The 22,952-nt window shown below is 50.9% G+C and carries 18 protein-coding genes and 1 pseudogene; 12 read left to right on the top strand and 7 right to left on the bottom strand.

The features are described from left to right. From ACJHX7_RS22890 to melA, 3 genes and pseudogenes are all read right to left on the bottom strand, one after another. A pseudogene (locus ACJHX7_RS22890) lies at window positions 1-966 on the bottom strand (IS3 family transposase); the annotation flags it as partial. 156 nt (window positions 967-1,122) lie between these two features. After that, a complete protein-coding gene (gene melB, locus ACJHX7_RS22895) occupies window positions 1,123-2,544 on the bottom strand; it encodes a melibiose:sodium transporter MelB (protein ID WP_000028114.1) in 1,422 nt (473 codons plus the stop codon). Between the two features lie 102 nt (window positions 2,545-2,646). After that, window positions 2,647-4,002 (bottom strand): alpha-galactosidase, encoded by a 1,356-nt coding sequence (melA, locus tag ACJHX7_RS22900; protein WP_000986620.1) that lies wholly within the window; start codon window positions 4,000-4,002, stop codon window positions 2,647-2,649. Between the two features lie 258 nt (window positions 4,003-4,260). Between melA and melR the strand changes: the two genes are divergently transcribed. The 7 genes from melR (at window position 4,261) to pmrB (ending at window position 13,743) form a co-directional block, all read left to right on the top strand. After that, window positions 4,261-5,193: a transcriptional regulator MelR gene (gene melR / locus ACJHX7_RS22905; protein WP_264133048.1), complete on the top strand. Its 933-nt coding sequence runs from the start codon at window positions 4,261-4,263 to the stop codon at window positions 5,191-5,193. A gap of 198 nt (window positions 5,194-5,391) precedes the next feature. After that, the gene (gene adiA / locus ACJHX7_RS22910) at window positions 5,392-7,659 is read left to right on the top strand and encodes an arginine decarboxylase (protein WP_094030440.1); all 2,268 of its coding nucleotides are present in this window, start codon (window positions 5,392-5,394) and stop codon (window positions 7,657-7,659) included. A gap of 335 nt (window positions 7,660-7,994) precedes the next feature. Further along, window positions 7,995-8,756, top strand: coding sequence for a DNA-binding transcriptional activator AdiY (adiY, locus tag ACJHX7_RS22915; RefSeq protein ID WP_001217059.1), 762 nt, complete (start codon window positions 7,995-7,997; stop codon window positions 8,754-8,756). 136 nt (window positions 8,757-8,892) lie between these two features. Further along, on the top strand, window positions 8,893-10,230 hold the full coding sequence (adiC, locus tag ACJHX7_RS22920; protein WP_000093154.1) for an arginine/agmatine antiporter: 1,338 nt from the start codon (window positions 8,893-8,895) through the stop codon (window positions 10,228-10,230). Between the two features lie 103 nt (window positions 10,231-10,333). After that, window positions 10,334-11,977, top strand: coding sequence for a phosphoethanolamine transferase EptA (eptA, locus tag ACJHX7_RS22925; RefSeq protein WP_001361486.1), 1,644 nt, complete (start codon window positions 10,334-10,336; stop codon window positions 11,975-11,977). Beyond that, window positions 11,974-12,642 carry a two-component system response regulator BasR gene (basR, locus tag ACJHX7_RS22930; RefSeq protein WP_000697915.1) on the top strand — a complete coding sequence of 223 codons (669 nt, stop codon included), beginning with the start codon at window positions 11,974-11,976 and terminating at the stop codon, window positions 12,640-12,642. Before eptA ends, basR begins: the two co-directional genes overlap by 4 nt. Further along, window positions 12,643-13,743, top strand: coding sequence for a two-component system sensor histidine kinase PmrB (gene pmrB / locus ACJHX7_RS22935; RefSeq protein ID WP_001052139.1), 1,101 nt, complete (start codon window positions 12,643-12,645; stop codon window positions 13,741-13,743). Here pmrB and pmrR read toward each other — a convergent pair. The 4 genes from pmrR to crfC form a co-directional block, all read right to left on the bottom strand. Beyond that, window positions 13,719-13,808 carry an LpxT activity modulator PmrR gene (gene pmrR, locus ACJHX7_RS22940; RefSeq protein ID WP_000797658.1) on the bottom strand — a complete coding sequence of 30 codons (90 nt, stop codon included), beginning with the start codon at window positions 13,806-13,808 and terminating at the stop codon, window positions 13,719-13,721. The genes pmrB and pmrR overlap by 25 nt on opposite strands. Before the next feature lie 111 nt (window positions 13,809-13,919). Further along, window positions 13,920-15,422, bottom strand: coding sequence for a glycine betaine/L-proline transporter ProP (proP, locus tag ACJHX7_RS22945; protein WP_001296659.1), 1,503 nt, complete (start codon window positions 15,420-15,422; stop codon window positions 13,920-13,922). Window positions 15,423-15,685: 263 nt separating this feature from the next. After that, window positions 15,686-16,564: a YjcZ-like family protein gene (locus ACJHX7_RS22950; RefSeq protein WP_077516262.1), complete on the bottom strand. Its 879-nt coding sequence runs from the start codon at window positions 16,562-16,564 to the stop codon at window positions 15,686-15,688. Then, complete coding sequence (crfC, locus tag ACJHX7_RS22955; protein ID WP_094030433.1) at window positions 16,561-18,789, bottom strand: clamp-binding protein CrfC; 2,229 nt, start codon at window positions 18,787-18,789, stop codon at window positions 16,561-16,563. The genes ACJHX7_RS22950 and crfC overlap by 4 nt, the downstream gene beginning before the upstream one ends. Before the next feature lie 402 nt (window positions 18,790-19,191). Here crfC and ACJHX7_RS22960 point away from each other — a divergent pair, with 402 nt between their 5' ends. The 5 genes from ACJHX7_RS22960 (at window position 19,192) to phnE (ending at window position 22,935) form a co-directional block, all read left to right on the top strand. Then, window positions 19,192-19,527, top strand: coding sequence for a zinc ribbon domain-containing protein YjdM (locus ACJHX7_RS22960; protein ID WP_001300891.1), 336 nt, complete (start codon window positions 19,192-19,194; stop codon window positions 19,525-19,527). 158 nt (window positions 19,528-19,685) lie between these two features. Further along, window positions 19,686-20,129 (top strand): VOC family metalloprotein YjdN, encoded by a 444-nt coding sequence (yjdN, locus tag ACJHX7_RS22965; RefSeq protein ID WP_001131334.1) that lies wholly within the window; start codon window positions 19,686-19,688, stop codon window positions 20,127-20,129. 132 nt (window positions 20,130-20,261) lie between these two features. After that, on the top strand, window positions 20,262-21,050 hold the full coding sequence (gene phnC / locus ACJHX7_RS22970; protein WP_001193398.1) for a phosphonate ABC transporter ATP-binding protein: 789 nt from the start codon (window positions 20,262-20,264) through the stop codon (window positions 21,048-21,050). 24 nt (window positions 21,051-21,074) lie between these two features. Next, a complete protein-coding gene (phnD, locus tag ACJHX7_RS22975; protein WP_000991996.1) occupies window positions 21,075-22,091 on the top strand; it encodes a phosphonate ABC transporter substrate-binding protein in 1,017 nt (338 codons plus the stop codon). 64 nt (window positions 22,092-22,155) lie between these two features. Beyond that, window positions 22,156-22,935, top strand: coding sequence for a phosphonate ABC transporter, permease protein PhnE (gene phnE / locus ACJHX7_RS22980; RefSeq protein WP_016242680.1), 780 nt, complete (start codon window positions 22,156-22,158; stop codon window positions 22,933-22,935). Window positions 22,936-22,952 lie beyond the last annotated feature (17 nt).

Raw genomic sequence — 22,952 nt, forward strand, 5'->3', positions numbered from 1 at the left:
CCCACGCCACGATTTCCCCGTTAAACAAATCAAGTATCGGGGACAGGTACAGTTTTTGTCCGCCAGCCCTGAATTCGGTGATATCTGTCACCCATTTCTCACAGGGAGCTTTCGCTTTGAACTGTCGCTGAAGGATATTTTCTGCAGCGAGTCCCATGTTCCCCCGATAAGACCGGTATTTCTTCAGGCGCACAGGAGACTTCAGGCCAAGCTGCTGCATCAGTTTTCGCACCGTTTTGCCACTGAACTTGAGACCTCTTTTCTGAAGTTCACAGTGGATCCGCCGGTACCCATAACATCCCCGGTGTTCATGGAAGATGGAGGCTATGAGCTGTTTCACATCAGCATACTTGTCCTTAGCCTTCTGCAGTGACAGCTGATAGTACAGCGTGCTTCTGGCCAGCCCTGCGGCCTTTAACAGGTCAGACTGGCAGTGTCCGCACCTCAGGTTCTGGATGACTTTCGCTTTTTCTCCAGCTCCAGGCGCTTTTTTTCCAGGAGATGCTCCTGCATGGCTTTCAGATATGCATTTTCTGCGCGAAGATAACGCAGCTCATTCTTCATCTCTTCCGGCGTCATGTTTGCCTCGTTTTCATGGGTATCATCAGAACGGGTCATGCTTTTCTCCTTCCAGCGCCTGATAAAGGCCTCATTACCAGATTTGCGGTAGCCTTTTATCCAGTTTTTAACCGTGTTGTGGCTGGGAATGTTAAACCGGGCAGCTACCCGGGGTAGAGACTCAGAATGCCCGAGAGCATAAAGAACCACGCAAAGTTTATCTTCAGGAGAATAGCTACGCCTGTGTCTGCAATCCAGTGCCAGAGGACCGTGAAGAAGAAAAAGATTAATCCAGTGTGAGAGGCTGGTGTGAGAAAGTTGAAAGAGTTTTGCCGTAGAAATGATGCCAGCATGACCGGCCAGGTAATGATTTACAGCGGCAAGTTTTACTTCAAATGAATGTTTCATAAACTGCACCTTCAGATGTCAGATTATGTCCAACATTTGGGGTGCAGTTCAGAATTCCTTATCCGGTCTACAAAATTTGCAAATCCAAAGCATTGTATTAAGAAGTGGCCTGATAAACATAACACATCAGGCCATTTTCGTTAGCTATTGTCCACGTCAGGCTTTCACATCACTCACTGCACCGACCGGAATATCAGCATGAACAGGCTCGGGCGGTACTTTGCGATATTTATCCAGCAGATGGATCTGGATCCTGCGCAGCGTGTCACCATTGAGGCGATAGAAACGGAAGTAGAGAATCAGCGTTACCATGAAAAACAGAGTTGGTAGAGCAATCATAATAAACTGCATACCTAATAGGGCTTGCGTAGACTGTTCAACATTCGGTACATAGCCAATCATCCCTAACACAACCGCAATGAAAAAAGCCGCAAAGGCTGAACCGCCCTTCACCACCATAGTCTGCACGGAGTAAGCGATGCTTTCACAGCGTACGTGCAGTTTATATTCACCGTAATCAACGGTATCCGCCACCATGATGACCTGTAATACCCAGAAAAGCGCCGTTCCCACATTCAGCAAAATACCCGCAATCACAATGAGGACGACGTTGTGATAGCTCATTAATGCCATTAACAGGAGAACACCACAGCTTAACACCGGAAGAATAGATGCTCCGGCCCATAAAATGCGTCGGGATAATGATTTAACTAAGCGTGGGAAGAATACTAACGTCACCAGGTTAGCAGCTCCCGCATACGACAGATAATAGGGGAACAAATCCGCATCACCGATAACATATGAGAAATAATAGATAGCAAAGCCGGTAATAATATTGCTGGCTACATTATAAGCAAGAGCCATACCCAAGAGGCATGAAAGCTGATCGTTTTTATAAATAAGCGCAACGATGGCTTTAAGTGTCAGATGGCTTCCTTCAGCAGACGGCTGATTGTCTGACGAAAAGACTTCATGCACATTGCGCAGAGTGATGATGGTTGAAACAATAAAAAAGGCGATCAGTACCAGAGTGAACATCTGAAAGCCAAATCCCCGATCGCCACCGCCGACATAATTAACAAATGGTAGCGTCACACCTGCCGTAACAAAGCCCGCCAGACTGGCAAAAAAACGCGGATAAGGAACCAGTTGTTCGCGCTCACGTTTATCGAGCGTTATGGTTGGAACCAGCGACCAGAAGGGAATATCCATAATGGTGTAAGTCATGCCCCAGAGGATGTAGGTCACGCAAACAAAGACAATCTGAGTAGTACCTTCAAACAGATGCGCACTAAAGAGGAGAAATAAGATTACAGAGTTTGCCAACGTACCGATCAGGATCCAGGGTTTGAACTTACCCCATCGCGATCGCGTAGCATTTACAATCCATCCCATAATCGGATCGTTAATAGCATCCCAGATCCTCGCCACCAGAAACAAAGTACCGACCAAACCCACTGACAGCCCGACGACATCGGTGTAGTAATACATGAGGTACATATACACAATGCCGATCGCAAAATCCTTCCCGAACGCTCCAAATCCATAACTGAGTTTTGTAGTCATTGAAATGCTCATAGGGTATCGGGTCGCTGTTACCAACGCCCGCCTTCTGTTATTGGTATCGTCAGAGGTGTGCGCCGGAATAAATCCCCCGGCGCAGTAGCGTTTAGTCGCGTTTTAACGGTGCAACCAGCCAGGCAGCCAGTCGCCGTGGGCAGCAATCAAGTCGTCAACAAGAGCATATATTTCGTCAATGCCCAGCACGGCGGCAGTATGCGGGTCCATCATCGCGGCGTGGTAAACACGGTCGCGATTTTCCGTAAGAATAGCTTCTGTCAGCAGCGTCTGTACGTTGATGTTGGTTTGCATCAGAGCGGCCAGATGCGAAGGTAGCGTACCGGCTTTGGTCGGCTGAATGCCATTAGCATCAACCAGACAGGCCACTTCCACGCAACATCCTTGTGGCAGGTTATCAATCAAGCCATCGTTACGGACATTGCCATAAATCACACTCGGCTCGCCAGTCCAGATAGCGTTCATGATTGTGCTGGCATATTCCCGTGACGGTTTAATATCAATCCGGGAGGCGTTCTTATACTCCTCCAGCTCTTTATGCCAGTTCGCCAGCTGCTCGACGCAGCGTTTCGGGTACTCATCCAGCGGTACTTTATAACGCTCAATCAAATCCTCACGACCTGGCTTAATAAACCACGGTGTGTACTCAGCAAAATGTTCTGACGATTCTGTGACGAAGTAGCCCAGCTTTTTGAACATTTCATAGCGCACAATATTCTGGCAGCGAGTATTGCCATGAATATTTGGCTTCGGTGCCTGCCCTGCTTCATAAGCCGCCAGCAATTCAGGATAGAGATTCACGTAGCTACCGTCTGCGGTTTTACGCTCCAGTTCCAGGTAAAACGCCATATGGTTGATACCTGCGCAACGGTAACGCAGCGTAGCCGGGTCGATATTGAGGTCACGCGCCAGCTCTTCCGCCGTTCCCTGCACCGAATGGCACAGCCCTACCTGTTTGATATGCGGATAGCGGGCATACATCGCCCAGGTATTCATCGCCATTGGGTTAACGTAGTTGAGCATGGTGGCATCAGGGCAGACTTCCGTCATGTCCTCGCAAATTTGCCACAGATGCGGAATGGTACGTAGCGCACGCATAATGCCGCCCGGCCCCAGCGTATCGGCAATGGTTTGTTCCAGACCATGCCGCTTACAGACCTCGAAATCAGTCACCGTGCAAGGTTCATAACCGCCAATCTGAAATGCCACCACCACAAAATCAGCATCCTGTAAGGCTTCTTTCTGTTGGGTGTGGCAGGTGATTTTGCCGCTGGCTCCTGCTGAATCCATCAACTTGCGCACCACAATGTGCGACTCTTCCAGGCGGGTGGGATCGATATCCATCAGGGCAATATGCGCCGTTTTCAGCGCCTCGCGATGGAACACATCACCAAGAATATTTTTAACGAAAATCGTCGAACCAGCGCCGATAAATGTAATTTTGGGTGCAGACATCATGCAGATCTCCTGGCTTGCTTGAATAACTTCATCATGGCAGGCGAATTTGCAGAAAACCTCCGGCTTCCAGGTTGAGCATTCCCATAAACTCAGATCCTGCGTGAAGCAGCAGTAAATCTGAGTTTATGGGAATAAGTTACCTGAAAAGCAGAGTTTTCGGCCTCATAATGCTCGGACGCTCCCCTCGCCGCTGTGGGAAGAGGGTGAAAACCGTGCTCCCACTCGCAGTCAACCTCCCTCACTCCTGCCATAATTCTGATATTCCAGGAAAGAGAGTCATCCATGAATACAGATACGTTTATGTGCAGCAGCGACGAAAAGCAGACCCGTAGCCCACTGTCGCTGTATTCAGAATACCAGCGGATGGAAATTGAGTTTCGCGCACCACATATCATGCCCACCAGCCACTGGCATGGTCAGGTCGAAGTGAATGTGCCTTTCGATGGCGATGTGGAATACCTGATCAACAATGAAAAAGTGAATATCAATCAGGGTCATATCACGCTGTTCTGGGCCTGCACACCGCACCAACTAACAGATACCGGAACCTGTCAGAGCATGGCGATTTTTAATCTGCCGATGCATCTGTTTCTCTCCTGGCCGCTGGATAAAGACCTGATTAACCACGTCACTCACGGCATGGTGATCAAATCACTGGCGACACAGCAACTTAGCCCGTTTGAAGTGCGCCGCTGGCAGCAGGAATTGAACAGTTCGAATGAGCAAATTCGCCAGCTCGCCATTGATGAAATTGGCCTGATGCTCAAGCGATTTAGCCTCTCTGGCTGGGAACCGATTCTGGTCAATAAAACCTCGCGCACACACAAAAACAGCGTCTCGCGCCATGCGCAATTTTATGTCAGCCAGATGCTGGGCTTTATTGCCGAAAACTATGATCAGGCGCTGACCATCAACGATGTGGCTGAGCACGTCAAACTTAACGCCAACTATGCAATGGGGATATTCCAGCGGGTCATGCAATTGACGATGAAACAGTACATTACCGCGATGCGCATCAACCACGTTCGCGCGTTACTGAGCGATACCGATAAAAGTATTCTCGATATTGCCCTGACGGCAGGCTTTCGTTCGAGTAGCCGTTTTTACAGCACGTTCGGCAAATATGTCGGCATGTCACCGCAACAATACCGCAAACTTAGCCAACAGCGCCGCCAGACGTTTCCCGGCTAAAGACGATATCAGTATCAGCCAAAAAAATAGTTTAGCCGTCGATAATAAGCAGTGAAAATAATTTAAAATAATCACATAACATATTGTTTATAAAAGAAAATATTTCAAAAATGTTTGTTTTTCACGCGCTTTACAGCCCGAAAAGGCCGGAAGATACTTGCCCGCAACGAAGATTCCTTCATAACCGGGTAAGCAATGATGAAAGTATTAATTGTTGAAAGCGAGTTTCTCCATCAAGACACCTGGGTCGGTAACGCCGTTGAGCGTCTGGCAGATGCTTTAAGCCAGCAAAATGTTACCGTGATTAAATCCACCTCCTTTGATGATGGTTTTGCCATTCTCTCTTCAAACGAAGCCATTGACTGCCTGATGTTCAGCTATCAAATGGAACATCCGGACGAACATCAAAACGTCAGACAATTGATCGGTAAGCTTCATGAGCGCCAACAAAACGTGCCGGTCTTCCTGTTGGGCGATCGGGAAAAAGCCCTCGCCGTAATGGACCGGGATCTGCTGGAGCTTGTCGATGAATTCGCCTGGATTCTGGAAGATACCGCCGACTTTATCGCCGGACGCGCCGTTGCCGCGATGACCCGCTACCGCCAGCAGCTGTTGCCGCCACTGTTCAGCGCGCTGATGAAATATAGCGACATCCATGAATATTCCTGGGCAGCGCCAGGCCACCAGGGCGGCGTTGGTTTTACCAAAACACCCGCCGGACGTTTCTACCATGACTACTATGGTGAAAATCTGTTCCGCACCGACATGGGCATCGAACGAACTTCCCTCGGTTCTTTGCTTGACCATACTGGCGCATTTGGCGAAAGCGAAAAATATGCTGCACGCGTATTTGGTGCCGATCGCTCCTGGTCGGTAGTCGTCGGTACTTCCGGCTCTAACCGCACCATCATGCAGGCTTGCATGACCGATAACGATGTCGTGGTCGTTGACCGTAACTGCCATAAATCCATCGAACAAGGCTTGATGCTGACAGGCGCGAAACCGGCCTACATGGTGCCAAGCCGCAACCGCTACGGCATTATCGGGCCAATCTATCCGCAGGAAATGCAACCTGAAACCTTGCAGAAGAAAATCAATGAAAGCCCGCTGACTAAAGACAAAGCCGGGCAAAAACCGTCTTACTGCGTGGTGACCAACTGCACCTATGACGGCGTGTGTTATAACGCTAAAGAAGCACAGGATCTGCTGGAAAAAACCTCCGATCGTCTGCACTTTGACGAAGCCTGGTACGGCTATGCACGTTTCAACCCGATCTATGCCGATCACTATGCCATGCGCGGCGAACCTGGCGATCACAACGGTCCTACCGTTTTCGCCACCCACTCCACCCACAAACTGCTGAATGCGCTGTCACAGGCCTCTTATATTCATGTACGTGAAGGTCGTGGGGCGATTAACTTCTCCCGCTTCAACCAGGCCTACATGATGCATGCCACCACCTCCCCGCTGTATGCCATCTGTGCATCCAACGACGTGGCGGTGTCGATGATGGACGGCAACAGCGGCCTGTCACTGACGCAGGAAGTGATCGACGAAGCGGTTGATTTCCGTCAGGCGATGGCGCGACTGTATAAAGAGTTCACCGCTGACGGTAGCTGGTTCTTCAAACCGTGGAACAAAGAAGTCGTCACCGACCCACAAACCGGCAAAACCTATGACTTTGCTGACGCACCAACCAAACTGCTGACCACCGTTCAGGACTGCTGGGTCATGCATCCTGGCGAAAGCTGGCACGGCTTCAAAGATATTCCGGATAACTGGAGTATGCTCGACCCGATTAAAGTCAGCATCCTTGCTCCGGGAATGGGTGAAGATGGTGAACTGGAAGAAACCGGTGTTCCGGCGGCGCTGGTCACTGCCTGGCTTGGTCGCCACGGCATTGTGCCTACCCGCACCACTGACTTCCAGATTATGTTCCTGTTCTCTATGGGCGTAACCCGTGGGAAATGGGGGACTCTGGTTAACACCCTTTGCTCCTTCAAACGCCACTATGACGCCAACACACCGCTGGCGCAGGTGATGCCGGAACTTGTTGAACAATATCCTGACACTTACGCGAACATGGGGATTCACGATCTGGGTGACACCATGTTTGCCTGGCTGAAAGAAAACAACCCTGGCGCACGGTTGAACGAAGCCTATTCCGGCCTGCCGGTGGCGGAAATCACCCCGCGAGAAGCGTACAACGCGATTGTCGACAACAATGTCGAACTGGTATCCATTGAAAACCTGCCAGGACGCATCGCGGCAAACTCAGTTATCCCGTATCCGCCAGGAATCCCGATGCTGCTGTCTGGTGAAAACTTCGGCGATAAAAACAGTCCGCAAGTAAGTTATTTACGCTCGCTGCAATCCTGGGACCATCATTTCCCTGGATTTGAACACGAAACAGAAGGGACAGAAATTATTGACGGTATTTACCACGTTATGTGTGTGAAAGCGTAACCACTATTCCGCTGAAGGCGTAATTGTTAAATAACATTACGCCGCCTGGCTTGAGGCCTTTTAAGTATGGCAACGTTTTCATAAAAATTGCTGCAAACAAAAAATGTCATGCTTTTTGCGCGGTCCCACCCCGCGCTTTTTTTTGCCTGTTATTTATCCTTTTTTTAGCCTGTAAAAAAATATGTACATGAGAAATTACTATAAAAATTTGTAATATTAGTAAAACTCGTTATTTTTATGCATGTTTATATTCATCATACAATTATATAACCATTTCCCGGTATCGCTTCGCTTTAGCGAGAACTGGTCTTTTATTCGCACTCAGGAGTACATGTATGAGGATTTGCAGCGACCAACCTTGTATTGTTTTATTGACTGAAAAAGATGTCTGGATAAGGGTGAATGGGAAAGAACCTATTAGCCTTAAAGCTAACCACATGGCGTTATTAAATTGTGAAAATAATATTATCGACGTCTCCTCTCTTAATAACACTTTGGTTGCTCATATTAGTCACGACATCATCAAAGATTACCTCCGGTTTCTGAATAAAGATCTCTCGCAAATACCAGTATGGCAACGTAGCGCTACGCCCATCCTCACCCTGCCATGCCTGACGCCAGACGTCTTTCGCGTTGCCGCGCAACATAGCATGATGCCCGCTGAAACTGAGTCAGAAAAGGAACGAACACGTGCATTATTATTCACTGTGCTATCCCGTTTTCTCGACAGTAAAAAATTCCTTTCACTAATGATGTATATGTTACGTAATTGTGTAAGTGACAGCGTTTATCAAATTATTGAAAGCGATATCCACAAAGACTGGAATCTTAGTATGGTAGCCAGTTGTTTATGTCTTAGCCCAAGTCTGTTAAAGAAAAAGCTGAAAAGCGAAAACACCAGTTATAGCCAAATAATCACCACCTGCCGCATGCGTTATGCCGTAAATGAATTAATGATGGACGGTAAAAATATCTCTCAGGTCTCACAGTCGTGTGGCTACAACAGTACGTCGTACTTTATTTCTGTCTTTAAAGACTTCTACGGTATGACGCCTCTGCATTATGTTAGTCAGCACAGAGAACGCACTGTCGCCTGATTTTTAACCTTAACGAAGAGCTATATTAATAACGGCATCAGCGATAACCCGGTCGATAATAATTCAACTATCGAATGCAGGCGTATGATATGACGTAATTTATTGTCACGAAGCTCGCCTTCGCAGGAGTTTAATTATGTCTTCGGATGCTGATGCTCACAAAGTGGGCTTAATCCCCGTCACCCTGATGGTGTCGGGGAATATTATGGGGTCAGGTGTTTTTCTGTTACCTGCAAACCTGGCCTCCACTGGCGGGATTGCCATTTATGGATGGTTGGTGACGATTATCGGTGCGCTGGGGCTCTCGATGGTATACGCCAAAATGTCGTTCCTCGACCCAAGTCCTGGTGGTTCTTACGCTTACGCCCGCCGCTGCTTTGGCCCGTTTCTCGGTTATCAAACCAACGTCCTCTACTGGCTGGCCTGCTGGATCGGCAATATCGCCATGGTGGTCATTGGCGTAGGATATTTAAGTTACTTCTTCCCGATTCTGAAAGATCCACTGGTATTAACCATCACCTGCGTCGTGGTGCTGTGGATCTTCGTCCTGCTGAACATTGTCGGTCCGAAAATGATCACCCGCGTGCAGGCCGTTGCCACCGTGCTGGCGCTGATCCCCATCGTCGGGATTGCCGTATTTGGCTGGTTCTGGTTCCGTGGTGAAACCTATATGGCGGCATGGAACGTCAGCGGCCTGGGCACCTTCGGCGCGATTCAAAGTACCCTTAACGTTACGCTGTGGTCGTTCATCGGTGTGGAAAGTGCCTCCGTTGCCGCAGGTGTGGTGAAAAACCCGAAGCGCAACGTCCCTATCGCCACCATTGGTGGGGTATTGATTGCCGCCGTTTGCTATGTGCTCTCCACCACCGCGATTATGGGGATGATCCCTAATGCCGCACTGCGCGTTTCTGCCTCGCCATTCGGTGATGCCGCACGGATGGCGTTGGGTGACACCGCCGGGGCCATTGTTTCCTTCTGCGCAGCTGCGGGTTGCTTAGGTTCACTGGGCGGCTGGACGTTGCTGGCGGGTCAAACGGCGAAAGCCGCTGCCGATGACGGACTGTTCCCACCGATTTTTGCCCGTGTAAATAAAGCGGGCACGCCAGTGGCGGGGCTGATTATCGTCGGTATTTTGATGACCATCTTCCAGCTCAGTAGCATTTCGCCAAACGCGACCAAAGAATTCGGTCTGGTGTCTTCCGTGTCGGTCATCTTTACACTGGTGCCATATCTTTACACCTGTGCGGCGTTACTACTGCTCGGCCACGGTCACTTTGGTAAAGCACGCCCGGCATACCTGGCAGTAACTACCATTGCCTTCCTCTACTGCATCTGGGCCGTAGTAGGGTCCGGCGCGAAAGAGGTTATGTGGTCATTTGTCACTCTGATGGTAATCACCGCCATGTATGCGCTGAATTACAACCGGCTGCATAAAAACCCGTATCCCTTAGATGCACCAATAAGCAAAGATTAATTCCCCTTAATCAAGCAAACATAAAAGCCAACCTTAAGAACTTAAGGTTGGCTTAATTTTGCTTTGCGAGCATATGCGCACTTTGTTCGATGGAAACACCGTGATGTTGAAGCGCCTACTAAAAAGACCCTCTTTGAATTTACTCGCCTGGCTATTGTTAGCCGCTTTTTATATCTCTATCTGCCTGAATATTGCCTTTTTTAAACAGGTGTTGCAGGCGCTGCCGCTGGACTCGCTGCATAACGTACTGGTTTTCTTGTCGATGCCGGTCGTCGCCTTCAGCGTGATTAATATTGTCCTGACACTAAGCTCTTTCTTGTGGCTTAATCGACCGCTGGCCTGCCTGTTTATTCTGGTCGGCGCAGCTGCACAATATTTCATAATGACTTACGGCATCGTCATCGACCGCTCGATGATTGCCAATATTATTGATACCACTCCGGCAGAAAGTTATGCGTTGATGACGCCGCAAATGTTATTAACGCTGGGATTCAGCGGCGTGCTTGCTGCGCTGATTGCCTGCTGGATTAAAATCAAACCAGCCACCTCGCGCCTGCGCAGTGTTCTTTTCCGTGGAGCCAATATTCTGGTTTCTGTACTGCTGATTTTGCTGGTCGCCGCACTGTTTTATAAAGACTACGCCTCGTTGTTCCGCAATAACAAAGAGCTGGTGAAATCCTTAAGCCCCTCTAACAGCATTGTTGCCAGCTGGTCATGGTACTCCCATCAGCGACTGGCAAATCTGCCGCTGGTGCGAATTGGTGAAGACGCGCACCGCAACCCGTTAATGCAGAACGAAAAACGTAAAAACTTGACCATCCTGATTGTCGGCGAAACCTCGCGGGCGGAGAACTTCTCCCTCAACGGCTACCCGCGTGAAACTAACCCGCGGCTGGCAAAAGATAACGTGGTCTATTTTCCTAATACCGCATCTTGCGGCACGGCAACGGCAGTTTCAGTACCGTGCATGTTCTCGGATATGCCGCGTGAGCACTACAAAGAAGAGCTGGCACAGCACCAGGAAGGCGTGCTGGATATCATTCAGCGAGCGGGCATCAACGTGCTGTGGAATGACAACGATGGCGGCTGTAAAGGCGTTTGCGATCGCGTACCTCACCAGAACGTCACCGCGCTGAACCTGCCTGGTCAGTGCATCAACGGCGAGTGCTATGATGAAGTACTGTTCCACGGGCTGGAAGATTACATCAATAACCTGCAGGGTGATGGCGTGATTGTCTTACACACCATCGGCAGCCACGGCCCGACCTATTACAACCGCTATCCGCCGCAGTTCAGGAAATTTACCCCAACCTGCGACACTAACGAGATCCAGACCTGTACCCAAGAGCAACTGGTGAACACTTACGACAACACGCTGGTTTACGTCGACTATATTGTTGATAAAGCGATTAATCTGCTGAAAGAACATCAGGATAAATTTACCACCAGCCTGGTTTATCTTTCTGACCACGGTGAATCGTTAGGTGAAAATGGCATCTATCTGCACGGTCTGCCTTATGCCATCGCCCCGGATAGCCAAAAACAGGTGCCGATGCTGCTGTGGCTGTCGGAGGATTATCAAAAACGGTATCAGGTTGACCAGAACTGCCTGCAAAAACAGGCGCAAACGCAACACTATTCACAAGACAATTTATTCTCAACCTTATTGGGCCTGACTGGCGTTGAGACGAAGTATTACCAGGCTGCGGATGATATTCTGCAAACTTGCAGGAGAGTGAGTGAATGAAAATTCTGATTGTTGAAGACGATACGCTGTTATTGCAGGGATTGATTCTGGCGGCGCAAACCGAAGGCTACGCGTGCGATGGCGTGACAACCGCGCGGATGGCGGAACAAAGCCTTGAGGCCGGTCATTACAGCCTGGTGGTACTGGATTTAGGGTTACCCGACGAAGATGGACTGCATTTTCTCGCCCGTATCCGGCAGAAAAAATACACCCTGCCGGTACTGATCCTCACCGCTCGCGATACGCTGACCGACAAAATCGCCGGGCTGGATGTCGGTGCCGATGACTATCTGGTGAAGCCTTTTGCGCTGGAAGAGTTACACGCCCGTATCCGCGCCCTGCTACGACGCCATAATAATCAGGGCGAAAGTGAGCTGATTGTTGGCAATCTGACGCTGAATATGGGTCGCCGTCAGGTATGGATGGGCGGTGAAGAGTTGATTCTGACGCCCAAAGAATATGCTCTGCTGTCACGGTTAATGCTCAAAGCAGGCAGCCCGGTGCATCGGGAAATTCTCTACAACGACATCTATAACTGGGACAATGAACCCTCGACCAACACCCTGGAAGTGCATATCCACAATCTGCGCGACAAAGTGGGCAAAGCCCGTATCCGCACCGTGCGCGGATTTGGCTATATGCTGGTCGCAAATGAGGAAAACTAATTGAATCTGATGCGTTTTCTGCGCCGACCAATATCGCTGCGCCAACGGCTGATATTGACCATCGGGGCCATTTTGTTGGTGTTTGAGCTGATCAGCGTCTTCTGGCTATGGCATGAAAGTACCGAGCAGATTCAGCTGTTTGAGCAGGCGCTACGCGACAATCGCAACAACGATCGCCACATCATGCGTGAGATCCGCGAGGCGGTCGCCAGCCTGATTGTCCCCGGCGTCTTTATGGTCAGCCTGACGCTATTTATCTGCTATCAGGCGGTACGCCGCATCACCCGCCCGCTGGCGGAGCTGCAAAAAGAGCTGGAAGCGCGCACCGCCGACAACTTAACGCCCATTGCCATTCACAGCGCCACCCTCGAAATCGAAGCGGTGGTTTCAGCGTTAAACGATCTGGTCAGTCGCCTGACCAGCACGCTGGATAACGAAAGGTTGTTTACCGCTGACGTCGCGCACGAACTGCGAACGCCACTGGCGGGGGTGCGTTTGCATCTGGAACTGCTGGCGAAAACGCATCACATTGATGTAGCACCGTTAGTGGCTCGACTTGATCAGATGATGGAGAGTGTCTCCCAGTTGCTGCAACTGGCGCGTGCCGGACAGTCATTTTCTTCCGGGAATTATCAACATGTAAAACTGCTGGAAGATGTCATTCTCCCCTCGTATGACGAACTCAGTACCATGCTCGACCAGCGACAGCAAACCCTGCTATTGCCAGAGAGCGCCGCCGACATCACCGTTCAGGGTGATGCAACCCTGCTGCGGATGTTATTGCGAAACCTGGTAGAAAACGCCCATCGTTACAGCCCGCAAGGCAGCAACATTATGATTAAGCTGCAAGAAGATGGCGGAGCAGTCATGGCCGTTGAAGATGAAGGACCGGGTATTGATGAGAGTAAATGCGGGGAGTTGAGTAAAGCGTTTGTACGTATGGACAGCCGTTATGGCGGGATTGGTCTGGGGTTAAGTATTGTCAGCCGCATTACACAGTTGCATCACGGGCAGTTTTTCCTGCAAAACCGGCAAGAGACTTCCGGCACGCGGGCCTGGGTACGGCTGAAGAAAGATCAGTACGTGGTAAACCAGATATAAAGAAAGCTGCTGACCACCAGCACGCTGAACACGGTAGTTAAACTTTCATAAACACGGTTTTTCATTGCACTCTCCTCCGTTAACCTGGAGGAGAGTATGCGCGTCAGAGATTAAGTGAACCTTAAGAGTTCAATTGGCCTGATAAGACAGCGTCACATCAGGCCATCCGTTTCAGCTTATTCATCAATTCGCGGATGTTGCTGCACCAGGCGGGTACGTTTCGCCTGCAAATCGGCAATCTCGTGGTCAATATCATCGATTTTCTGCTCGATATTATCGTAATGCTCGACGAGAATTTCCTTCGCTTCCTGTATATCTGACGCCGCCGGTGTCGCACCTTTCAACGGACGATTCGCCGTCTCTTTCATGGTTACGCCGGTGATTAAACCAACCACCGCCACTACCATCAGGTAATAGGCAGGCATCATCAGATTCTGCGAGCTTTCGACCAGCCAGGCCGCCAGCGTTGGCGTCAGACCGGCAACCAGCACCGAAATATTAAATGCCGCCGCCAGCGCGCTGTAACGGATATGCGTCGGGAACATCGCTGGCAAGGTAGAAGCCATAACGCCCGTAAAGCAGTTAAGAATCACCGCCAGCATCAGTAACCCGGCAAAAATCAGGCCGATGACGTTACTGTTAATCAGAATAAACGCCGGGATCGCCAACACAAACAGTGCAACACTACCAAGTAGCACAAACGGACGACGGCCAAAACGGTCACTCAGCAAGCCCATCACCGGCTGGACAAACAGCATACCGATCATAATGGCGATAATAATCAGCACCCCGTGGTCTTCGGAGTAATGCAGGTTATGCGACAAATAACTCGGCATATAGGTCAGCAACATGTAGTAAGTCACGTTGGTGGCAATTACCAGACCAATACATGTCAACAGGCTGCGCCAGTGTTTGGTGGCAATCTCTTTAAACGAGACTTTCGGGCCATCCTGCAAACCTTCGCGGTCGCCCTGTTCCAGTTTATCGACATGCTGCTGGAACGCCGGAGTCTCTTCCAGCGCATGGCGCAGGTAAAGCCCGATAATCCCTAACGGCAGAGCGATAAAGAACGGAATACGCCAGCCCCAGTCGAGGAAGTTCTCTTCGCCGACAATGGTCGAAATTAACACCACCACGCCAGCACCCAGCACAAACCCGGCAATAGAACCAAAGTCCAGCCAGCTGCCCATAAAGCCACGTTTACGGTCAGGGGAGTATTCCGCAACAAATATTGACGCCCCGGTATATTCACCGCCGACCGAGAAACCTTGTGCCATCTTACAGATCAACAGCAGAATCGGTGCCCAAATACCAATCGTGTCGTAGGACGGTATTAAGCCAATACAGAACGTACTGATCGACATAATCACAATAGTGATAGCGAGGATCTTCTGGCGACCATATTTATCGCCCAACATACCAAAGAAGAGTCCGCCAAGCGGTCGAATCAGAAAGGGAACGGAGAAAGTGGCAAGTGCAGCAACCATCTGCACGCTGGGGTCAGCCCCCGGGAAAAAAACTTTACCTAATGCGTAAGCAACAAAACCATAAACACCAAAATCGAACCATTCCATTGCATTACCCAGTGATGCTGCGGTAATGGCTTTACGCAGTTTACCGTCATCAATAATAGTGACATCACGAAGGGTAATCGGTTTTACTTTTTTCCTTTTCAGCATAGCTTTCCTCGCAGAGTTGGCCCATTTCCGCAAACGCCAGAAAAATCAGCGCGACGGCCGCAAAAGGGGAGCGGGAATTGCAGGATGCAATCTCTGTAACAAGCGTAGCGGGTTTGCTTACACCCTCCGGTTAAGGAATGTACAATCAAACCAGTTGACGCCTGAATTGGGCAGTTAATGACCTTTTTACCCTACCAGTGTTTAAATTTGTGATCAACTTCACACATGAATTTCGTTTAGGATTCATTGGTGTAACTTATTATTTACGCCAAATTTACAGAGAAGATTTCCTCGACCATTGCCCCCACCAAACGCTGCGCTGAACAGAGTCGTGGCATCCCCAGTGCGACAGTTTGCCAGCGTTGGGTCACTGACCAGCAAACGGGTTGTTTATCTGCCGTGGTCCACTTTCCCAGCCAACTTAAAAAATCAGCATGCTCCCCGCCCGTCGGAACGGTCGAAGAGGCAAACCACTGATGGTAATAGTGACGCGTGGTCGGTGCCGCATTGATACTCTCTGCCAGATGTTGTGTCGCTTTCTCGCGCAAATCACCCAGCAACAACGCCACCGCTTGCGGGCTTCCCAGACGGCAGGCATCGCCAAATGCCCCCCAGCGCAACTCCTCCAGAACGATAAAACAGCGCCCAGGCAACGACCAGGCGTTATACGCCCCAGCACGCCAGCGGGTAAAAATTTGCTCGCTCTGATCACCTGCCTGCACCAGTAGGCCTCGTTGCGTTAACGCCTTTTCCTTCCAGCGACAACGGGCTGAAAACCACTCATACAAGGCGGCAATTTGCTGGGGGAGCTCCGGGAAAGCAGAGTGCTGGCGGTGATCCATTTTTTGCAGCAGCGCCAGATGCTGCGCGATCTGCGTCAGCGCCAGATGACCGGGATCCAGCATCGACGCCAGTTTTTCCACCAATGTCAGACGCAGGCTAAGCGGCGCATTTAACATCCCGCCGTTCGTCCATGCCTGAAGCTGCACACGCGCAAGAAGTTCCTGCATCAGTCGTTCACGAAACTGCTGCTGATGGGCTTGTGGATGGCGGGCATCATCGCCCTGCGCCAGATCCACTAAAAAGCGCGGATGAACCGACTCCAGCACGCGACCGGGGCCGTCCAGTAACGTCTTGGTCAATATCGTTCTGCCGTGAAAAGTGTTTGAATATCATCGCGTAACAGCTGAGCGTCGGTGTAAATCCAGCTGTGAGTCATCACAGCCTGCTGCAATTGCTGCTGCATCAGCCTGACCACCGATTCATTTTGTTGACGCAGAGCCAGGCTTTCGCGTAAACGCGTCTGTAATTCCGTCAAACATGAAGCGAACTCAGCGAAAAAAGTATTCATGCCTGCCGTAACAGATTCATCGACCTGCTCTGCCAGAACTTTAGCCATTTGTTGGCAATAAAGATCGACTTCTGCGCTTAATGCTCGTTGCAACACACTGTAATCAACCGTCTCTGTCGGGGATTTCTCATTTCCCCGTCCCCAGTCGGGCTGATTCAACCAGCGCGAAAAAGTCTCACGCACAACGCCTAAACGCGTGCTCTGCTCGTCCATTGCGTCCTGGCGCGAAATGACTTCACTGAACAGCTGGCGAGTGTTGAAGTGGGGAACTGCGCTGTGAAAAACAGGAAAATGAAACCCAGGACGAAACCCTGACTCGCTCAATTCCATTTTGACTTGTTGCTCAATGGGCCGAATAACATCGGTTAACACCCGGCAAAGGGTGGATTCAAGCTCGGCAAAACGCAGCGTAAAGTCGCGACTGATGGTGTTCTGCGCCGTCTGTAACAGTGTCTCACAGCAGGTACGAATCTCGCTTAATGACCCCGAATCATCCTGAAACAACGCGGCTAACTGGGCATTCACCGCATCTTGCTGTTGACGCAGAAAGAGGTTGGCGGAGGTCAGGGCCAGCTCGATTTCATGTTTAATCTCGCCGCTCACCTGAGCCTGATTGAGTTGAAATAGCTGCAAACTTTCTTCGATCTGGTGGATATTTTGCCGCAATTGTTCACAAGCGACGTTTAACCCGTGCGCACGAAAATCCAGGTATTCCCGCGCCTGCTGCGCGTAATTCAACAGTTTATGCGCGGCAGATCGCAGAGCATACAACGAGGCGTTAGCGTAAGCGGCATGAAGCAACGCCTGAATTGGCTTGGCGAACAGCGAATCTTCCCACAACTGATCGGCAGCATGACGAATATGTTCGAGGTTCGCCAGGTCGGCATGACGCCAGCGCCTGCCGAGCGCGGCATGGGCAAAATCTTCCACCCAGCGTTGTTGCTCTGGCGCGGGTAACTTACCGCTGTTGGCTAACTCATTACGCGCCCGATTCGCCAGGTAGCCCCACATCGACGACACTGGAAATATCTGCTGTGGCGTAATACAGCCTTTCATCAGCGTCCCGGAAATCAGTGCCCGCACCTGGTCGGCGTCGTCACTGTTACGATCCTGTTGATCGAACTTATTGACCAGCACATACAGCGGCACCGATTGCCCCACCGCCAAAATCGCCTCACGGACCTCTTCATCGGAGATCGATTTCAGTTGCGTATAATCCAGCACCGCCAGTACCGCCGAGGCGCGAGCCAGCTGCTGGTTAAGCATTTTTTGCAGATGCGGTTGCCCGGCTTCATTTGGCCCCGGGGTATCCAGTAACGTCAACTGACCGGGATAACTCTCCAGCCCCGCCAGATGGACAAACTCCACTTCAATCACGGGAATATGCTCAATGGCGGCGTAAGCAGAAAAAGGAAAATCGACGTCCAGCGCCTTCGCCAGTCGCACCAAATCATTCAAACTTTTCAGACAATGAAAAATAGGCTGGGCACCCAGATAATATTTTTCGAAAGCGACGCCATTTTCGATCCGCTGCATAAGCGCACGCATATCTTTATCTATTTCCAGCACATCGGTCAGATGCTTAATATCGCAGTCACGCAGGCGCTGTTGTAATTGTTGAATTAAACAATCGATTGGCGCGACATGTGAAAAATGCAGTACCGGTTCCTTTTGCCCGGGCGTATGGCGAATAAGCGTCGGCAGCGCAGTCATTGGGCGATTACGATTAGGCAGAACCTCCGTACCAACAATGGCATTAATGGTGGTTGATTTCCCTGCTTTCATAGTACCGACAATCGCCAGCACCATTTCCAGTCGGGAAATTTTACGCAACTCATTATTCAGCATCGCGTGACGTTCGGCGATATTAGGCTGACTCCAGGGTAAAGCCAGTTGTGGCGCATCGTCTCCGGGTACAGAGAGAGGCATTTTTTCCAGTAACTGCAACTGTTGGCGAGAAAGCTGTAACAGGCGTTCAGCCTCCTGACTTAACTCATACAGGGTCTGTGTGTACATAGAAAATTTTTCCTTAAAGCAAATTTTATTACTTTTATTTAGCCAGATTGTTTTTGAGTTCTGTTTTCGGCTTTTATAATTACTGCAAGAAATGATTTTATATTTAGAGTGTTGTTTTTTATTAGAATAAATAACGTCTTCCGATACGTTTAAAACGTCAGAAAGATAAAAAATATCATTTGAATTAAAAAAAGAACATGTAGAGCATTAACCTTATCTTAAATAATAAATGGAGGCAAAAAGATTATTTTCTTTTTGCGTTTTCTTTCAAATGAAAACGATCGTCGTCTAAAATCAGCAGTACCCCCGACAAACTCAGGGATTTTGTGTATAATTGCGGCCTTTTTCGGCAATCTGCCGTTTTTTGGCGCTTTTGCCCTGCTGACTTTTGAGGAAATCCACATGTCATTACCACACTGCCCAAAATGCAACTCCGAATACACCTACGAAGATAACGGCATGTACATCTGCCCGGAATGTGCCTACGAATGGAACGACGCAGAACCTGCACAGGAAAGCGACGAGCTGATCGTTAAAGATGCTAACGGCAATCTGCTGGCTGACGGCGACAGCGTTACCATCATTAAAGATCTGAAGGTGAAAGGTAGCTCTTCGATGCTGAAAATTGGCACCAAAGTGAAAAACATCCGCCTGGTTGAAGGCGACCATAACATCGATTGCAAAATCGACGGTTTTGGTCCGATGAAACTGAAATCTGAGTTTGTGAAAAAGAACTGATTGTATTGTGATCGGTAAGCCGGATAAGGCGCTCGCGCCGCATCCGGCAACGGTGCCAGATGCCTGATGCGACGCTCGCGCGTCTTATCAGGCTTCCCTCTCATCTGTATAAATTTTGAACTACACTTAACGGGCTTCTCTTAACTGAGGTCACCATCATGCCGTTAAGTCCCTACCTCTCTTTTGCCGGTAACTGTTCCGACGCGATTGCCTATTATCAACGTACGTTGGGCGCGGAACTGCTCTATAAAATCAGCTTCGGCGAAATGCCGAAATCAGCGCAGGACAGCGCCGAGAACTGCCCTTCCGGAATGCAATTTCCCGATACCGCCATCGCTCATGCCAACGTGCGCATTGCAGGAAGCGACATCATGATGAGCGATGCTATACCGTCAGGAAAAGCCAGCTACTCCGGCTTTACGCTGGTGCTCGATTCGCAACAGGTCGAAGAAGGAAAACGCTGGTTTGACAACCTTGCCGCTAACGGAAAAATCGAAATGGCCTGGCAGGAAACTTTCTGGGCGCATGGCTTCGGCAAAGTCACCGATAAATTTGGCGTACCGTGGATGATTAATGTCGTCAAACAACAACCAACGCACTAACCCGCCGGGAGGGCCGCCCTCCCGCACTGTCATCGAAATCTCGTTAACTCTTCATCCGTTAGTCACTTTTAGTTAACAAAATCGTCACAATAATCCGCCACGATGGAGCCACTTTTTTAGGGAGGCTGCATCATGCAAACGATTATCCGTGTCGAGAAGCTCGCCAAAACCTTCAATCAGCATCAGGCGCTGCACGCGGTTGATCTGAACATTCATCACGGTGAAATGGTGGCTCTGCTTGGGCCGTCGGGTTCCGGCAAATCCACCCTTTTACGTCACTTAAGCGGTTTGATTACCGGCGATAAATCTGCCGGTAGCCATATCGAGCTGCTGGGCCGCACAGTCCAGCGCGAAGGCCGCCTGGCCCGCGATATCCGCAAAAGCCGCGCCAACACCGGCTACATCTTCCAACAATTCAACCTGGTGAATCGCCTGAGCGTACTGGAGAACGTGCTGATTGGCGCGCTCGGCAGCACGCCGTTCTGGCGCACCTGTTTTAGCTGGTTCACCCGCGAGCAGAAACAGCGCGCGTTACAGGCGCTGACCCGCGTTGGCATGGTGCATTTTGCCCATCAGCGCGTTTCCACCCTCTCCGGCGGCCAGCAGCAGCGTGTGGCGATTGCCCGTGCGCTGATGCAGCAGGCGAAGGTGATTCTGGCCGATGAACCCATCGCCTCGCTGGACCCGGAATCGGCGCGCATCGTGATGGACACCCTGCGCGACATTAACCAGAACGACGGCATTACCGTGGTCGTCACGCTGCATCAGGTGGATTACGCCCTGCGCTACTGCGAACGCATCGTCGCCCTGCGCCAGGGGCACGTCTTCTACGACGGCAGCAGCCAACAGTTTGATAACGAACGTTTTGACCATCTCTACCGCAGCATTAACCGCGTCGAAGAGAACGCGAAAGCTGCCTGACATCCCCATCATTGAGGAAAACGAATGAACGCTAAGATAATTGCCTCGCTGGCCTTCACCAGCATGTTCAGCCTCAGCACCCTGTTAAGCCCGGCGCACGCCGAAGAGCAGGAAAAGGCGTTGAATTTCGGCATTATTTCAACGGAATCACAGCAAAACCTGAAACCGCAATGGACGCCGTTCTTACAGGATATGGAGAAGAAGCTGGGCGTAAAGGTCAACGCCTTCTTTGCCCCGGACTACGCGGGCATTATCCAGGGGATGCGCTTCAATAAAGTGGATATCGCCTGGTACGGCAACCTGTCGGCGATGGAAGCGGTGGATCGCGCCAACGGTCAGGTCTTCGCCCAGACAGTCGCGGCGGATGGATCGCCAGGTTACTGGAGCGTGTTGATCGTCAACAAAGACAGCCCGATCAACAACCTGAACGATCTGCTGGCGAAGCGTAAAGATCTCACCTTTGGCAATGGCGATCCTAACTCCACCTCTGGCTTCCTCGTCCCCGGTTACTACGTCTTTGCCAAAAACAATATCTCCGCCAGCGACTTCAAGCGCACCGTCAACGCCGGGCATGAAACCAATGCGCTGGCCGTCGCCAACAAGCAAGTGGATGTGGCGACCAATAACACCGAAAACCTCGACAAGCTGAAAACCTCCGCACCAGAGAAGCTCAAAGAACTGAAGGTGATCTGGAAATCGCCGCTGATCCCAGGCGATCCGATCGTCTGGCGCAAAAATCTGTCCGAAACCACCAAAGACAAGATCTACGACTTCTTTATGAACTACGGCAAAACGCCGGAAGAGAAAGCGGTGCTGGAACGCCTGGGCTGGGCCCCGTTCCGCGCCTCCAGCGACCTGCAACTGGTGCCGATTCGCCAGCTCGCGCTGTTTAAAGAGATGCAGGGCGTGAAAGGCAATAAAGGGCTGAATGAGCAGGACAAGCTGGCGAAAACCACCGCGATTCAGGCGCAGCTGGATGACCTGGACCGCCTGAACAACGCGTTAAGCGCGATGAGTTCGGTAAGTAAAGCGGTGCAGTAATGGTTTTCTCCCTCTCCCCGAAGGGGCGAGGGAACCGATCGAGCACACAATCACGGAGCCAAACATGCAAACCATCACCATCGCCCCACCCAAGCGCAGCTGGTTCTCGCTTCTGAGCTGGGCCATTGTTCTCGCCGTGTTGGTCGTCTCGTGGCAGGGCGCGGAAATGGCCCCGCTTACGCTGATCAAAGACGGCGGCAACATGGCGACGTTCGCCGCCGACTTCTTCCCGCCCGATTTCAGCCAGTGGCAGGATTACCTCACCGAAATGGTCGTCACGCTGCAAATCGCCGTCTGGGGCACCGCGCTGGCGGTGGTTCTCTCCATCCCCTTTGGCCTGATGAGCGCCGAAAACCTGGTGCCGTGGTGGGTTTACCAGCCCGTTCGCCGCCTGATGGACGCCTGCCGCGCCATTAACGAAATGGTCTTCGCCATGCTGTTCGTGGTCGCCGTCGGCCTTGGCCCGTTCGCTGGCGTGCTGGCGCTGTTTATCCACACCACCGGCGTGCTCTCCAAGCTGCTTTCCGAAGCGGTAGAAGCGATCGAACCCGGCCCGGTGGAGGGCATTCGCGCCACCGGTGCCAACAAGCTGGAAGAGATCCTCTACGGCGTGCTGCCACAGGTGATGCCGCTGCTGATCTCCTACTCCCTCTATCGTTTCGAATCCAACGTCCGCTCGGCGACCGTCGTCGGCATGGTCGGTGCAGGCGGGATCGGCGTCACCCTGTGGGAAGCTATTCGCGGTTTCCAGTTCCAGCAAACCTGCGCCCTGATGGTGCTGATTATCGTCACGGTCAGCCTGCTGGATTTCCTCTCTCAACGGTTGCGTAAGCACTTTATCTGATAAGCGAGGCATTGATA

Source organism: Escherichia sp. WS1451 (assembly GCF_046487365.1).
Classification (GTDB): domain Bacteria; phylum Pseudomonadota; class Gammaproteobacteria; order Enterobacterales; family Enterobacteriaceae; genus Escherichia; species Escherichia coli.

What these genes read in the sequence shown, in the direction of transcription:
- melB (WP_000028114.1), bottom strand. Translation starts at nt 2,544, where the DNA reads ATGAGCATTTCAATGACTACAAAACTCAGTTATGGATTTGGAGCGTTC.
- melA (WP_000986620.1), bottom strand. Translation starts at nt 4,002, where the DNA reads ATGATGTCTGCACCCAAAATTACATTTATCGGCGCTGGTTCGACGATT.
- adiA (WP_094030440.1), top strand. Translation starts at nt 5,392, where the DNA reads ATGAAAGTATTAATTGTTGAAAGCGAGTTTCTCCATCAAGACACCTGG.
- adiY (WP_001217059.1), top strand. Translation starts at nt 7,995, where the DNA reads ATGAGGATTTGCAGCGACCAACCTTGTATTGTTTTATTGACTGAAAAA.
- adiC (WP_000093154.1), top strand. Translation starts at nt 8,893, where the DNA reads ATGTCTTCGGATGCTGATGCTCACAAAGTGGGCTTAATCCCCGTCACC.
- eptA (WP_001361486.1), top strand. Translation starts at nt 10,334, where the DNA reads ATGTTGAAGCGCCTACTAAAAAGACCCTCTTTGAATTTACTCGCCTGG.
- basR (WP_000697915.1), top strand. Translation starts at nt 11,974, where the DNA reads ATGAAAATTCTGATTGTTGAAGACGATACGCTGTTATTGCAGGGATTG.
- pmrR (WP_000797658.1), bottom strand. Translation starts at nt 13,808, where the DNA reads ATGAAAAACCGTGTTTATGAAAGTTTAACTACCGTGTTCAGCGTGCTG.
- proP (WP_001296659.1), bottom strand. Translation starts at nt 15,422, where the DNA reads ATGCTGAAAAGGAAAAAAGTAAAACCGATTACCCTTCGTGATGTCACT.
- crfC (WP_094030433.1), bottom strand. Translation starts at nt 18,789, where the DNA reads ATGTACACACAGACCCTGTATGAGTTAAGTCAGGAGGCTGAACGCCTG.
- ACJHX7_RS22960 (WP_001300891.1), top strand. Translation starts at nt 19,192, where the DNA reads ATGTCATTACCACACTGCCCAAAATGCAACTCCGAATACACCTACGAA.
- yjdN (WP_001131334.1), top strand. Translation starts at nt 19,686, where the DNA reads ATGCCGTTAAGTCCCTACCTCTCTTTTGCCGGTAACTGTTCCGACGCG.
- phnC (WP_001193398.1), top strand. Translation starts at nt 20,262, where the DNA reads ATGCAAACGATTATCCGTGTCGAGAAGCTCGCCAAAACCTTCAATCAG.
- phnD (WP_000991996.1), top strand. Translation starts at nt 21,075, where the DNA reads ATGAACGCTAAGATAATTGCCTCGCTGGCCTTCACCAGCATGTTCAGC.
- phnE (WP_016242680.1), top strand. Translation starts at nt 22,156, where the DNA reads ATGCAAACCATCACCATCGCCCCACCCAAGCGCAGCTGGTTCTCGCTT.